16 protein-coding genes are annotated in these 12,025 nt (G+C 66.6%); all 16 read left to right on the top strand.

What is annotated here, in order from left to right; translation table 11 throughout:
• Nucleotides 1–208 precede the first annotated feature (208 nt).
• The 16 genes from rpmH to DSM104443_RS21625 all read left to right on the top strand — a co-directional run bounded on the left by rpmH (nt 209) and on the right by DSM104443_RS21625 (nt 12,023).
• Complete coding sequence (gene rpmH, locus DSM104443_RS21700; protein WP_171096094.1) at nt 209–343, top strand: 50S ribosomal protein L34; 135 nt, start codon at nt 209–211, stop codon at nt 341–343.
• Between the two features lie 4 nt (nt 344–347).
• A complete protein-coding gene (rnpA, locus tag DSM104443_RS21695; RefSeq protein ID WP_171096092.1) occupies nt 348–716 on the top strand; it encodes a ribonuclease P protein component in 369 nt (122 codons plus the stop codon).
• Nucleotides 717–926, top strand: a complete 210-nt coding sequence (gene yidD, locus DSM104443_RS21690) for a membrane protein insertion efficiency factor YidD (RefSeq protein WP_171096091.1) — start codon at nt 717–719, stop codon at nt 924–926.
• 22 nt (nt 927–948) lie between these two features.
• Nucleotides 949–2,664 (top strand): membrane protein insertase YidC, encoded by a 1,716-nt coding sequence (gene yidC, locus DSM104443_RS21685; RefSeq protein WP_171096089.1) that lies wholly within the window; start codon nt 949–951, stop codon nt 2,662–2,664.
• A gap of 26 nt (nt 2,665–2,690) precedes the next feature.
• Nucleotides 2,691–4,007 (top strand): tRNA uridine-5-carboxymethylaminomethyl(34) synthesis GTPase MnmE, encoded by a 1,317-nt coding sequence (mnmE, locus tag DSM104443_RS21680; RefSeq protein ID WP_246232407.1) that lies wholly within the window; start codon nt 2,691–2,693, stop codon nt 4,005–4,007.
• 15 nt (nt 4,008–4,022) lie between these two features.
• Nucleotides 4,023–4,331, top strand: a complete 309-nt coding sequence (locus DSM104443_RS21675; RefSeq protein WP_171096087.1) for a hypothetical protein — start codon at nt 4,023–4,025, stop codon at nt 4,329–4,331.
• Between the two features lie 98 nt (nt 4,332–4,429).
• On the top strand, nt 4,430–5,176 hold the full coding sequence (locus DSM104443_RS21670; RefSeq protein ID WP_171096085.1) for a dienelactone hydrolase family protein: 747 nt from the start codon (nt 4,430–4,432) through the stop codon (nt 5,174–5,176).
• A 110-nt stretch (nt 5,177–5,286) separates the two neighbouring features.
• Nucleotides 5,287–7,137, top strand: coding sequence for a tRNA uridine-5-carboxymethylaminomethyl(34) synthesis enzyme MnmG (gene mnmG, locus DSM104443_RS21665; RefSeq protein ID WP_171096083.1), 1,851 nt, complete (start codon nt 5,287–5,289; stop codon nt 7,135–7,137).
• Complete coding sequence (gene rsmG / locus DSM104443_RS21660) at nt 7,134–7,760, top strand: 16S rRNA (guanine(527)-N(7))-methyltransferase RsmG (protein ID WP_171096081.1); 627 nt, start codon at nt 7,134–7,136, stop codon at nt 7,758–7,760. The genes mnmG and rsmG overlap by 4 nt, the downstream gene beginning before the upstream one ends.
• Complete coding sequence (locus tag DSM104443_RS21655) at nt 7,760–8,542, top strand: ParA family protein (protein ID WP_171096079.1); 783 nt, start codon at nt 7,760–7,762, stop codon at nt 8,540–8,542. The genes rsmG and DSM104443_RS21655 overlap by 1 nt, the downstream gene beginning before the upstream one ends.
• Complete coding sequence (locus tag DSM104443_RS21650; RefSeq protein ID WP_171096077.1) at nt 8,539–9,405, top strand: ParB/RepB/Spo0J family partition protein; 867 nt, start codon at nt 8,539–8,541, stop codon at nt 9,403–9,405. The genes DSM104443_RS21655 and DSM104443_RS21650 overlap by 4 nt, the downstream gene beginning before the upstream one ends.
• Before the next feature lie 65 nt (nt 9,406–9,470).
• Nucleotides 9,471–9,842, top strand: coding sequence for an ATP synthase subunit I (locus DSM104443_RS21645; protein WP_281359575.1), 372 nt, complete (start codon nt 9,471–9,473; stop codon nt 9,840–9,842).
• 23 nt (nt 9,843–9,865) lie between these two features.
• Complete coding sequence (gene atpB / locus DSM104443_RS21640; protein WP_171096073.1) at nt 9,866–10,672, top strand: F0F1 ATP synthase subunit A; 807 nt, start codon at nt 9,866–9,868, stop codon at nt 10,670–10,672.
• A 42-nt stretch (nt 10,673–10,714) separates the two neighbouring features.
• Nucleotides 10,715–10,987: a F0F1 ATP synthase subunit C gene (gene atpE, locus DSM104443_RS21635; RefSeq protein ID WP_171096071.1), complete on the top strand. Its 273-nt coding sequence runs from the start codon at nt 10,715–10,717 to the stop codon at nt 10,985–10,987.
• A 26-nt stretch (nt 10,988–11,013) separates the two neighbouring features.
• The gene (locus DSM104443_RS21630; protein ID WP_171096069.1) at nt 11,014–11,484 is read left to right on the top strand and encodes a F0F1 ATP synthase subunit B; all 471 of its coding nucleotides are present in this window, start codon (nt 11,014–11,016) and stop codon (nt 11,482–11,484) included.
• Between the two features lie 2 nt (nt 11,485–11,486).
• Nucleotides 11,487–12,023, top strand: coding sequence for a F0F1 ATP synthase subunit delta (locus tag DSM104443_RS21625; protein WP_171096067.1), 537 nt, complete (start codon nt 11,487–11,489; stop codon nt 12,021–12,023).
• The last annotated feature ends 2 nt before the right edge of the window (nt 12,024–12,025 follow it).

Below are 12,025 nucleotides of genomic sequence, written 5' to 3'. Positions count from 1 at the left end.
GGGTGCGGAACGGGGAGCGGAGGGGGTCTGAAAACGGGCGGGAGCGATTCTCAATTTTACTTGGAATGGGGGCACTTATCCACAGCCGCCTCTGTGCCTGTTTGGTAGGCAGCAATGGCGCCGAAGGCCTTGATCCGCTATAATTTCCTGCTTTTTCTCACGCGAGCGGCTTGAACGCACAAAGCCCCGCCCAACACCTGAGGTTGATATGAAACGCACTTTCCAGCCGTCCACCACGCACCGCAAGAAGGTCCACGGCTTTCGCGCGCGGATGAAGACGGCCAGCGGTCGCGCGGTCATCAATGCGCGCCGCGCAAAGGGCCGCAAGCGCGTCGCGGTCTGACGAGATGCACGGCGGCGTCCGGAAGGAAGGTCTTTCGCGCCGCCACCGCTTCGCGGTGCAGGGGTCTTTCGGCCCCGTCCTGCGCAGCGCCAGCAAGATCCGCGGTTCGCTCGCCCAGCTGCACATCGCTGGCGGCCAGCCCGGAATCTCCAGGCTCGGCATTGCCCTCACCCGCAAGCTCGTTCCTTCGTCCGTCCACCGCAACCGCATCAAGCGCATGGCCCGCGAGATCTTCCGGCGCCATCCGGTGAAGCTTGCCGGGCTGGATCTCGTCATCGCCCTGCGTTCGAAGCTCGACGCGCAGGCCGAATCCCGCCTGGGCGCCGAGCTCCTCACGCTGCTCGACCAGGCGCACCAGCGTTCCGGAGGCTGAATGCGGCGGTTGCTGGTCGCGCTGATTCGCGGATACCAATATGTCCTGAGCCCGTGGTGGGGCCGGCAATGCCGTTTCCTGCCCACGTGCTCTTCGTATGCGATCGAGGCGGTCGAACGCCATGGGGCGCTTCGCGGCTCCTGGCTCGCGCTTCGCCGTATCTCCCGGTGCCATCCGTGGCATCCCGGCGGGTTCGACCCCGTCCCCTGAACCTGGAATTCACCGCGTCATGATGGATACCCAAAGACTCGTCGCCCTCGTCGTCTTCACGCTCTCCGCGCTGTTGCTGTGGGACGCGTGGCAGAAGCACAACGCCCCCAAGGTCTCGCCGCCGTCCGTGGTGACGAGCGTGCCCGCGGGACCCTCGAGCGTTCCCAGCGCGCCGACCACGACGCCCGGCTCGGCCGCGACGGCGACCACCGCCGCGGTGCCCTCCGCCGTTCCGGGTGCGCAGCTCACGGCCCCCGGCGTCACCGCCGCCACCGGCGAGCCGGTGATCGTGAAGACTGACCTCTTCGACGTCGAGCTCAACACGCAGGGCGGCGATATCCGCCGCGTCACGCTGAAGAAGGTGTTCTCGGCGCTGGACCGCAACAAGCCGCTCACGCTGCTGGAGCCCGACCCCAAGCACTTCTTCATCACGCAATCGGGCCTGCTCGACGATTCCAGGTCGCTGCCGACGCACAAGACGATGTTCGTGCCGGAGGCGAAGTCATACGCCCTCGCCGACGGGCAGAACGCGCTCGAGGTGAAGCTCACCGCGAAGGACGCGAACGGCGTCGAGGTCGTGAAGCGCTACACGTTCAAGCGCGGCACGTACGAGATCGACCTGCACTACGACATCAAGAACGGCTCCGACAAGCCGCTTCCCAACGCGACCGCCTACTACCAGTTCCTGCGCGACAACAACCAGCCCAGCCAGGAAGCGGCGCAGACCAGCTCCTTCGCCGGCGTCGCGACCTTCACCGGCCCCGCCGTCTACACGGAAGCGAGCAAGTTCCACAAGGTCGACTTCAAGGACATCGAGAAGGCCAAGCAGACGCACCCGAAGGAAGCGACCGACGGCTGGATCGCGATGATCCAGCACTACTTCGTCTCGGCATGGGTTCCGAAGCCCGGCGTGAAGCGCACGTACTTCACCACGCACATCGTCGACAACCTTTATACGGTCGGCGTCACAGTGCCGATGGGCACGATCGCACCCGGTGCGACGCTCACCACCGACACGCCGCTCTACATCGGGCCGCAGGAGACGGACAAGCTCGAGAAGATCGCGCCCGGCCTCGAGCTCGTGGTCGACTACGGCTGGCTGCACATTCTCGCCGCGCCGCTCTTCTGGCTGCTGAAGTGGCTGCATGCGCTGATCGGCAACTGGGGCTGGGCCATCATCGCGCTCACCGTCCTCATCAAGCTCGTCTTCTATCCGCTGAACGCGAAGGCGGGCCGCTCCATGGCGTCGATGAAGGTCCTCGCGCCGAAGATGGAGAAGCTGAAGCAGCTCTACGGCGAGGACAAGCAGAAGCTCAACACCGCGATGATGGAGCTCTACAAGACCGAGAAGATCAATCCTCTCGGCGGGTGCCTGCCGATCCTGGTGCAGATCCCGGTGTTCATCGCGCTCTACTGGGTGCTGCTCGCTTCGATCGAGCTGCGCCACGCGCCGTGGCTGGGCTGGATCCAGGATCTCTCGGCGCCGGACCCTTACTTCGTGCTGCCGGTGATCTACGCGATCTCGATGTTCGTGCAGACGAAGCTGAACCCCGCCCCTGCGGACCCGGTGCAGGCGAAGGTGATGATGCTGATGCCGGTTATGTTCAGCGTGTTCTTCCTCTTCTTCCCGTCGGGCCTCGTGCTCTACTGGGTGGTCCAGAACCTGATCGGGATCGCGCAGCAGTGGCATATCAACCGCACCCTCGAGCGCGAGTCGAAGGCCAAAGCGCGCCGCTGAGCGCTGGCGCCGACACCATCGCCGCGGTGGCCACTCCGGCCGGCCGCGGCGGCATCGGTGTCGTGCGCGTCTCGGGCGCGCGCGTCCGCGAAATCGCGGGCGGTGTGCTGGGCGCGTTGCCCGAACCCCGCCACGCGACCCTCGCCGATTTCCGCACGGCCCAGGGCGCGCCCATCGATAGCGGCATCGCCCTCTTCTTCCCGGCGCCGCGCTCGTATACGGGCGAGGATGTCCTCGAGTTGCAAGGGCACGGCGGTCCCGTCGTGATGCGGGAGCTGCTGCGCCGCTGCGTGGCACTGGGCGCTCGCGTCGCGGAGCCCGGCGAGTTCACGCGCAGGGCCTTCCTCAACGATCGCATCGATCTCGCTCAGGCCGAGAGCGTCGCGGACCTCATCGATGCCTCGAGCACGGAAGCCGCGGCGAGCGCGGCGCGATCGCTCGCCGGCGAATTCTCGCAACGCATCACGTCGCTTGTCGCCGCGCTCACGGAGCTGCGCATGCATGTCGAGGCGTGCATCGATTTCCCCGAGGAGGAAATCGATCCTGCCGATCGAAAGGCGCTCGATGAAAAGCTCTCCGCGATTCGCGTTGCGCACGCGGTGCTGCTCGATGCGGCAAGGCAAGGCGCCGTGCTGCGAGAAGGACTCACGGTCGCGCTCGTGGGCCGGCCCAACGTCGGCAAGTCGAGCCTGCTGAACCGCCTCGCGGGCGAGGACGTCGCGATCGTGACGCCGATCGCTGGGACCACGCGCGACTACGTGCGCGCGACGATCGAGTTGGAGGGCGTGCCGATCCACCTCATCGACACCGCGGGATTGCGTGATGCGGCGGCCGATGAAGTTGAACGCATCGGCATCGAACGCACGTGGGCTGCGGCCGCTTCCGCCGGCGCGGTGCTCTACATCACCGAGGAAGGCGAGCAGCCGCGAGTCGAAGATGCGTCTTTGCTGGCGCGCTTGCCTGCGGGCATTCCGAAAGCGCACGTCTTCAATAAAATCGATCTCTCACGCTCGACGGCTTCCACGTCGGCGGCCGGGAAGGATGCCGAGATCCATCTTTCCGCCAAGACCGGCGACGGAGTCGCCGCCCTGCGTTCCTGGCTGCTGGAGACGGCGGGCTGGCGTCCGCACGGCGAGGGGCTGTTCATGGCGCGCGAGCGGCACCTGGTCGCGTTGAGGGTGGCTGGGGAGCGGCTGGCCTCCGCCGAAAGAAACACGCAAGCCTTTGAATTGTTTGCAGAAGATCTTAAAATCACGCAGGATGCGCTAGGGCAGATTACCGGCGCGGTCAGCGCCGACGACTTGTTGGGTGAGATCTTCAGTCGCTTCTGCATTGGAAAATGAGCCCAGGGAGGGCCGATGAAAAACAAACTCATGATCGTGGCTGTGTTGATGGCCTTCACCGGAGCGGCGGCGGCGCAGCAGGCCTCCGAGGACGTGAAGCGGACGTGCAAATCCTTTACGCAGTCCCAGGCACCTTCGATCGTCGCCGCGGTGAAGGCCAAGCGGGATCCGGCGACGGCCGTCCGGCGCGTGGCCGATAGCTGGCTGGAAGGTGTCCAGAACCACATGTTGCTCGCCGCCTCGAAAGCCGACTCCATGTCCGAGCAGGAGCTGGCCTCGCTCGGATACTCGTATTGCGTCGAGCGCCGTCCGGCGGGCCGCTGACGTTCCACGTGAAACGTCCTGCCGCTGCCCTGCTCCTTTGCGCCTCGGCCGTGGCTTGGGCGGGTGGAGGCGAGCCCGTTACCTTCCCGGGTCCGGGCGTGACGCTCGCCGCCCGGCTCTACCGTCCCGCCGGCGATGGCCCGTTCCCGGCGATCGTCCTCATGCACGGCTGCAGCGGGATGTGGCGTCAGGACGGCCAGGAGCCGACGGCAAGCTATGTGGCTTGGGCAGAGCATTGGCAGGCGAAGGGTTTCGTCGCCCTGCTGGTCGATAGCTTCGGCCCCCGGGGCGAGAAGGAGATCTGCACCCAGCGCAACCGCCCCATCTCCCCGGCCCGGGACCGGCCTAAGGATGCCTATGCGAGCCTCGCCTGGCTCGCGGCGCGCAAGGACGTGAACGCCGCCCACATCCACCTCCAGGGCTGGTCGAACGGCGCGCAGACGGTCCTCAACACGGTCAAGGAAGATGCCCCGGGCCGGCCGGCCAAGGGGCCCGAGTTCCGCTCGGCCGTGGCCTTCTATCCCGGCTGCGCCAATCTTCTCAAGGCGTCCTACCGGGCCACCGTTCCCCTGCTGATCCAGGCGGGCGGCGCGGACGACTGGACGCCGGCGGTCCACTGCGAGGCCCTCCTCGAGCAGGCGCGCGGCAAGGGCGTCCCGATCGAAATGGACATCTATCCGGGCGCCCACCACGCGTTCGACGGCTTCGGCGAGATCCGCACCCGGCCCAAGGTCAGCAATGCCGCCAGCCCGACGGGCTGGGGGGCCACCGTGGGCGCCAATCCCGAGGCCCGCGAAAAGGCCTACGCCCGCACTACGGCCTGGGTCCTGGCGCGCGACAAATAGGCCGCTGCCCCTTGTTCCACGTGGAACAAGACGTGGGTCCGCGAGGGCCTTTCGCGTAGAATTCGCCTCTTGGTTCGGCCCCTTCGGGGCCTTATTTTCGGACGCGAGTCGTGGACTTTCCCCAGCAATTCGACGTGATCGTGGTGGGCGGCGGACATGCCGGCACCGAGGCGGCGCTCGCCTCGGCGCGGACGGGTGCGCGCACCCTCCTCCTCACGCACGCCATCGAGACGCTGGGCCAGATGTCCTGCAACCCCTCCATCGGAGGCATCGGCAAGGGCCACCTGGTCCGGGAGGTCGACGCCCTGGGCGGCGCGATGGCCCTGGCGACGGACGAGGCGGGCATCCAGTTCCGCACCCTCAACGCCAGCAAAGGCCCGGCCGTGCGCGCGACCCGCGCCCAGGCGGACCGGGTGCTCTACCGGGCCGCGATCCGGCGGCAACTCGAGAACCAGCCCAACCTGTGGATCTTCCAGCAGGCGGTGGACGACCTGATCGTCGAGGGCGACCGCGTCACTGGAGCCGTCACGGCGATTGGACTGAGGTTCATGGCTTCCGCCGTCGTGCTCACGGCCGGGACGTTCCTGGGCGGCCGGATCCACGTCGGCCTGAACAACTACCAGGGGGGACGCGCGGGCGATGCGCCCTCGCTTTCCCTCGCCGCGCGCCTGCGCGAGCTGAAGCTCCCCGTGGGGCGCTTGAAGACCGGGACTCCGCCGCGCATCGACGGACGAACCATCGACTTCTCGAAGCTCGTGGAGCAGCCCGGCGACTCTCCGGAACCGGTGTTCTCCTTCCGGGGCAACCGCGGGATGCACCCGCGCCAGGTGAGCTGCTGGATCTCGCATACGAACGAGCGCACCCACGAGATCATCCGGGGCGGCCTCGACCGCTCGCCCATGTTCACGGGCGTGATCGAAGGCGTCGGCCCGCGCTATTGCCCGTCCATCGAGGACAAGATCCACCGCTTCGCCGGCAAGTCGGGGCACCAGATCTTCCTCGAGCCCGAAGGCCTCACGACCCACGAGTACTACCCCAACGGCATCTCGACCAGCCTGCCGTTCGACGTGCAGTGGGCGCTCGTGCGCTCCATTCCCGGCCTCGAGAGTGCCCACATCCTTCGGCCCGGCTATGCCATCGAATACGACTACTTCGACCCCCGTGGCTTGAAGGCATCGCTCGAAACCAAGGCGATCGGCGGCCTCTTCTTCGCCGGCCAGATCAATGGGACGACGGGCTACGAGGAAGCCGCCGCCCAGGGCCTGCTCGCGGGCTTGAACGCCGCGCTCCAGGTGAAGGGTGAAGCCGCCTGGTGCCCGCGTCGCGACGAAGCCTACCTCGGCGTGCTCGTCGACGACCTCGGGACCCGCGGCGTTTCCGAGCCGTACCGCATGTTCACCAGCCGCGCCGAGTACCGCCTGCAGCTTCGCGAGGACAACGCGGACCTTCGCCTTACCGAGGTGGGCCGCAAGCTGGGCCTGGTGGGCGATGCGCAATGGAAGGTGTTCGAGGCGAAGCGCGAAGCGATCGAGCGCGAGACGTCGCGGCTCAAGGCCACGCGTTCGGGCGAGCACACGCTCTACGACCTGCTCCGCAGGCCCGATGTGAGCTATGGCTCACTACCGGCGCAACCCAATACAGTAGCCGTCCTTCTGGACCCGGCGGTCACCGAGCAGGTCGAGATCGCGGCCAAGTACGCCGGCTACATCGATCGCCAGAAGGATGAAGTCGAGCGCCAGCAGGCCCAAGAGGGTCAGTCGATTCCCGCCGACCTCGACTACGCCTCCGTGCGCGGCCTGTCCAAGGAAGCGCAGCAAAAGCTCACGCAGCAGCGGCCCGAGACGGTGGGCCAGGCCTCGCGCCTGCAGGGCATCACGCCCGCGGCGATCTCGCTGTTGCTGGTCCACCTGAAACGCCGCCGCCTCGCCGACGAAGCGGCACCCACCGAGAAATCCGCATGACCATCGACCTGCGCATCGCCGAAGGACTTTCGGCGATGGGCCTCGACTTGCCGCCGGAATCGCAGGCGAAGCTGGCCGCCTACCTGAGCCTGCTCGCCAAGTGGAACCGCGTTCACAACCTCACCGCGGTCCGCGAGCCCGAGCAGATGGTGGCGCTGCATCTTCTCGACAGCCTTGCGATCCTTCCGCAGCTCGGCAACGCGGCCACGCTTCTCGATGTGGGCACGGGCGCGGGCTTGCCCGGCATTCCGATCGCGATCGCGCGGCCGCAGATGGCCGTGACGCTCCTCGACTCCTCGCACAAGAAGACGGCATTCCTCGCGCAGGCCAAGGCCGAGCTCGGCCTTCCGAACGTCACCGTCGTCTGCGAGCGTGTCGAGCGGTGGACGCCTCCGGCGCGGTTCGATGTCGTCGTCTCGCGCGCGTTCTCCGAGCTCGCGGATTTCGTCTCCCAATCGAAGCACCTGGTCGCATCCGACGGCGTCCTGCTCGCGATGAAGGGCGTGCATCCCTTCGACGAGATCGCGAAGGTGCCCGCCTCGCATCGCGTCGACGGCGTCGTGGAGCTGCGCGTTCCGAGCCTCGACGCCAAGCGCCACCTCGTCCTCCTGAAGGCCGCCTGATGGCTCGCGTCTTCGTCATCGCAAACCAGAAGGGCGGCGTCGGCAAGACCTCGATCGCGGTGAACCTCTCCGCAAGCCTTGCGCACTACGGGCGCAAGGCGTTGCTCGTCGATCTCGATCCGCAGGGCAATGCCACGACCGGCAGCGGCGTCGACAAGTCCGTGTGCGAGAAGACCGTCTATGACGTGATCCTCGGCGAATGCACCGTGCCCGAGGCGCGCGTGCGCTGCGAAGGCAACTACGACGTCGTTCCTTCCAATCGCGAGCTGGCCGGCGCCGAGGTCGAGCTGATCCAGATGGAGGATCGGGAGTACTGCCTGCGCAAGGCCATCGATCCGGTGCGCGGCGACTACGACTTCGTCGTCATCGACTGCCCGCCCGCGCTCAACATGCTCACCGTGAACGGCTTCACCGCCGCCGACGCGGTGATCATCCCGATGCAGTGCGAGTACTACGCGCTCGAAGGGCTGTCCGACCTCGTGGGGACGCTGCGCAAGGTGAAGCAGAAGCTCAATCCCAAGATCGAGATCGAGGCGCTGGTGCGCACGATGTACGACCCGCGGATGACGCTCACCATCCAGGTCGCCGAGGAGCTGAAGAAGCACTACGGCGACAAGGTGTTCGACACCGTGATCCCGCGCAACATCCGCATCGCCGAGGCGCCCTCCTTCGGCAAGCCCGTCATCCTCCACGACCCGCAATCGAAAGGCGCGCTGGCGCACCTCGCGTTCGCCCGCGAGCTGCTCGGCCGCAATGGCTTCAAGGTGAAAGACGCCGCATGACCACCAAGCACAAGGGACTGGGCCGCGGCCTGGACGCATTGCTCGGCTCGAACGAGACGAAGAAGCCGAAGGGCGAGGAAGAGCTCGCGCTGCTGCCCGTCGAGACACTCCGCCCCGGTAAATACCAGCCGCGCACGCGCATGGACGAAGCCTCGTTGAACGAGCTCGCCGAATCGATCCGTGCTCGCGGCGTGATCCAGCCGATCATCGTCCGCCCGGTGGGCGACGCGCAGTACGAGATCCTCGCCGGCGAGCGCCGCTGGCGCGCCGCGCGCATCGCGGGCCTCGAGAAGGTGCCGGCCGTCATTCGCGTGGTCTCCGACGACGCGGCCCTCGGCATCGGCCTGATCGAGAACATCCAGCGCGAGGACCTGAACGCGATCGAGGAGGCCACGGGCTTGAAGCGCCTCATCGACGAATTCCGCCTGACGCAGGAAGAGGCGGCACGCGCCGTCGGCCGATCGCGCGTGGCGGTGACGAACCTCCTTCGCCTCCTCGAGCTCGCGCCCGCGGTCCAGGCGATGCTCCAGGACGGCAAGATCGAGATGGGCCACGCGCGGGCACTTCTCTCGCTTTCACGCCAGCGCCAGGTGGAGCTCGCGACCCAGGCCGCGGTGCAGGGCCTGTCGGTGCGCGAGATCGAGCGCCTGGTCCAGCAATCGGCCGAGGCGCCGAAAGCGGGCGCCAAGCCGGGCAAGGGAAGGATCGACGCGGACACGCGGCGGCTGCAGGAAGAGCTCAGCGAATCCCTCGGCGCGCAGGTGATCGTGAAGGCGAAGCGCGGCGGCCGCGGCACGGTCGTGATCGACTATTCGAGCCTCGATCAACTGCAGGGATTGGTAGAGCGTTTCAAGCGCCGGTAGCCCGGAATGCTGCGGCGCAAGGTACTTTTCAGCTATAATTGACCGGTTTTTCTCGCGGCCCTGCCATGTATTGGGGAATTCGAAGCAGGCCCATCCGCACCACCCTCCGGTGGCAACTGATCGTCAGCGCCGTGTTAGCGGCCGCGGGCGGGTTTATCTGGGGGATGCACGGCGCGCTGTCGGCGGCCCTTGGGGGGCTCGTCAACGTGATCGCCGGTTGGGCCTACGGATGGCTTGTCACACGGCGCGAGAGAAAATCGGCAGGGCAGGCGCTGGTCACGATGTTCCGGGCGGAGGGCGTGAAGATCCTCCTGATCGTCGTGCAGCTCTGGGTCGTGCTGGTGAACTACAGGGAGATGGTGGTGGCGAGCTTCCTGGTCGCTTTCGTCGCTACTGTGCTGGTGTCGGCCACGGCCATCGTCGTGAAAGACGCTTGAGAGAAAACTATTAGGGAATCGCGATGGCGGCGTACGCAAGTCCTTCCGAATACATCAGTCACCACCTGACGTTCCTTCAGAAGCCCATCGGCGAGGGCGGCTTCTGGACGCTCAACGTCGACACGCTCGTGATGTCCGTGCTGCTGGGCTTCGTGGGCCTCGGCTTCTTCTGGTGGATCGCCAAGGGCATGACGGCCGGCGTACCCAACCGGCGCCAGGCATTCGTCGAGGTCCTCTTCACGGCCGTGACCGACAACGTCCGCGGCATCTTCCACGGCGATCCGCACAAGTTCGTCGCCCCGCTCGCGCTCACCGTCTTCGTGTGGGTGTTGCTGATGAACTGCATGGACTTCTTCCCGGCCGACCTCGTCGCCGTGGTGACGCACTACATCCCGCATGGCGAGCACGGCTTCCGCATCGTGCCCACGGCGGACGTGAACACGACCTTCGCGCTCGCGCTGTCCGTCTGGGTGCTGATGATCGCCTTCGGCTTCAAGGTGAAGGGCGTGGGCGGCTTCTTCCACGAGCTCTTCTGCGCGCCGTTCGGATCGAACCCGCTCCTGTGGCCCCTGAACTTCCTGTTCAACCTCGTCGAATACATCTCCAAGCCCCTCAGCCATTCGCTGCGTCTCTTCGGCAACATCTACGCCGGCGAGATCATCTTCCTGCTGATCTGGATGCTCGGCGCGACGGGCGTCGTCGGCGGAATCGCCGCCGTGGTCTTCGGCTGGAGCTGGGCCGCGTTCCACGTGCTGATCGTGCTGCTGCAGGCCTACATCTTCATGATGCTCACCATCGTCTACATCGCGATGGCGCACGAGAGTCACTGATTTTTTCACCCAACTGCAAACCCCAGTAAAGGAAAATTGACCATGGAAAAACTTCAAATGCTGGCCATGATCCAGGCTTACACCGGGATCGGCATCGGCCTCATGATCGGCCTTGGCGCCCTCGGCGCTTGCGTGGGCGTGGGCATCATGTGCTCGCGCTTCCTCGAAGGCGCCGCCCGCCAGCCGGAACTGATGCCCGCCCTCCAGGCGAAGGTGTTCCTGCTGCTCGGCCTGATCGACGCGTCGTTCATCATCGGCGTCGGCCTCGCGATGTTCTTCGCGTTCGCCAACCCGCTGGCCGCCGGCTTCCGCTAACCGCAGACGCCCGAGAGGGAAGCACCATGGATCTCAACGCCACGATGCTCGTGCAGGCGATCGTCTTCGCCCTGTTCATCTGGTTCACCGTCTCCTTCGTCTGGCCGATGATCCTGGCCCCGATCGAAGCGCGCCAGAAGAACATCACCGAAGGCCTCGCCGAAGCCGAGAAGGGCCGCAACTCGCTCGTCGACGCCAAGAAGGAAGCCGACAAGATCCTCGCGGACGCCAAGGCGCGCGCGCAGGAGATCGTCGCCAACGCCGACAAGGCCGCCGCCGCCCGGATCGAGGAGTCGAAGGGTGCCGCGAAGAGCGAGGGCGAGCGCATCGTCACCGCCGCGCACGCCGCGGTGCAGCAGGAAGTGCAGTCGGCCAAGCAGGTGCTGCGCGAGCAGGTCGCGCTGCTCGCCGTCGCCGGTGCGGAGAAGATCCTGCGCCGCGAGGTCGATGCGAAGGCCCACGCCGAGATGCTGAACCAGCTGAAGGGTCAGCTCTAGCCATGGCCGAGCTCCTCACCGTCGCGCGTCCCTACGCCGAAGCTGTCTTCAAGTCGGCGCTGGAACGCAAGTCGCTCGAGAGCGCTGCCGGCGGGCTCGCGCTCGCCGCCGCCATCGCGAGCGACGACACGATGCGCTCGGTGCTCAACAACCCGAAGGTGTCGGCCGCCCAGAAGCGCGAGCTGTTCTTCAGCGTGGGCGGCGACAAGCTCGACGACGAGGTGAAGCGCCTCATCGGCATGCTGGTCGACAACCACCGCGAAGTGCTGCTGCCCTTCGTCGCCACGCTCTTCGAGGAGCTGAAGCACGAGAGCGAGCGCGTGGTGCACGCGAAGATCACCAGCGCCCACCCGATGGACGACGCCCAGCGCGCCTCCATCGTCGGCGCGCTCGAAAAGCAATACGGCCGCAAGGTCGAAGCCGAACATGCCGTGGACCCCGAGTTGCTCGGCGGCGCCCGCGTGCAGGTCGGCGACCAAGTCATCCACGCCTCCGTGCGCGACGCCCTGGACCACATGGCCGCGGCGCTCGCCCGCTAAAG

The organism is Usitatibacter rugosus (genome assembly GCF_013003965.1).
Taxonomy (GTDB): Bacteria; Pseudomonadota; Gammaproteobacteria; order Burkholderiales; family Usitatibacteraceae; genus Usitatibacter; species Usitatibacter rugosus.
The sequence above is the reverse complement of the archived record's forward strand: the minus strand, read 5'-3'. Positions and strand labels throughout refer to the sequence as shown.

Excerpts from the sequence above, each read along its gene's own strand:
- rpmH (WP_171096094.1), top strand. The coding sequence starts at position 209 with ATGAAACGCACTTTCCAGCCGTCCACCACGCACCGCAAGAAGGTCCAC.
- rnpA (WP_171096092.1), top strand. The coding sequence starts at position 348 with ATGCACGGCGGCGTCCGGAAGGAAGGTCTTTCGCGCCGCCACCGCTTC.
- yidD (WP_171096091.1), top strand. The coding sequence starts at position 717 with ATGCGGCGGTTGCTGGTCGCGCTGATTCGCGGATACCAATATGTCCTG.
- yidC (WP_171096089.1), top strand. The coding sequence starts at position 949 with ATGGATACCCAAAGACTCGTCGCCCTCGTCGTCTTCACGCTCTCCGCG.
- DSM104443_RS21675 (WP_171096087.1), top strand. The coding sequence starts at position 4,023 with ATGAAAAACAAACTCATGATCGTGGCTGTGTTGATGGCCTTCACCGGA.
- rsmG (WP_171096081.1), top strand. The coding sequence starts at position 7,134 with ATGACCATCGACCTGCGCATCGCCGAAGGACTTTCGGCGATGGGCCTC.
- DSM104443_RS21655 (WP_171096079.1), top strand. The coding sequence starts at position 7,760 with ATGGCTCGCGTCTTCGTCATCGCAAACCAGAAGGGCGGCGTCGGCAAG.
- DSM104443_RS21650 (WP_171096077.1), top strand. The coding sequence starts at position 8,539 with ATGACCACCAAGCACAAGGGACTGGGCCGCGGCCTGGACGCATTGCTC.
- DSM104443_RS21645 (WP_281359575.1), top strand. The coding sequence starts at position 9,471 with ATGTATTGGGGAATTCGAAGCAGGCCCATCCGCACCACCCTCCGGTGG.
- atpB (WP_171096073.1), top strand. The coding sequence starts at position 9,866 with ATGGCGGCGTACGCAAGTCCTTCCGAATACATCAGTCACCACCTGACG.
- atpE (WP_171096071.1), top strand. The coding sequence starts at position 10,715 with ATGGAAAAACTTCAAATGCTGGCCATGATCCAGGCTTACACCGGGATC.
- DSM104443_RS21630 (WP_171096069.1), top strand. The coding sequence starts at position 11,014 with ATGGATCTCAACGCCACGATGCTCGTGCAGGCGATCGTCTTCGCCCTG.
- DSM104443_RS21625 (WP_171096067.1), top strand. The coding sequence starts at position 11,487 with ATGGCCGAGCTCCTCACCGTCGCGCGTCCCTACGCCGAAGCTGTCTTC.